The sequence below is a fragment of the Chitinophaga agrisoli genome (genome assembly GCF_008386695.1).
Lineage (GTDB): Bacteria > Bacteroidota > Bacteroidia > Chitinophagales > Chitinophagaceae > Chitinophaga > Chitinophaga agrisoli.
Map to the genome: position 1 here is coordinate 1 of NZ_VUOC01000141.1, position 500 is coordinate 500.

At 57.0% G+C, this 500-nt stretch carries 1 protein-coding gene; it reads left to right on the forward strand.

The annotated features are described in order from the left end of the window. Window positions 1-477: major capsid protein (locus F0L74_RS33045; RefSeq protein ID WP_172828379.1), on the forward strand; the 477-nt coding region annotated here is incomplete at its 5' end. Window positions 478-500: the final 23 nt, after the last annotated feature.

A 500-nucleotide genomic window follows, 5' to 3' on the forward strand; every position in this document is an offset into this window, starting at 1 on the left:
ATCGAAGCCTACGCGCTGAACGCCAGCGGTGTGGTGAATATCATCGTGTTCGATCCGAAAGGCTGGGCGCTGTTCCGTTCCTTCAAAGCCGTCAAGGAGAAGCTGGATACCCGTCGTGGCTCTAATTCCGAGCTGGAGACAGCGGTGAAAGACCTGGGCAAAGCGGTGTCCTATAAGGGGATGTATGGCGATGTGGCCATCGTCGTGTATTCCGGACAGTACGTGGAAAACGGCGTCAAAAAGAACTTCCTGCCGGACAACACGATGGTGCTGGGGAACACTCAGGCACGCGGTCTGCGCACCTATGGCTGCATTCAGGATGCGGACGCACAGCGCGAAGGCATTAACGCCTCTGCCCGTTACCCGAAAAACTGGGTGACCACCGGCGATCCGGCGCGTGAGTTCACCATGATTCAGTCAGCACCGCTGATGCTGCTGGCTGACCCTGATGAGTTCGTGTCCGTACAACTGGCGTAATCATGGCCCTTCGGGAATTCGAT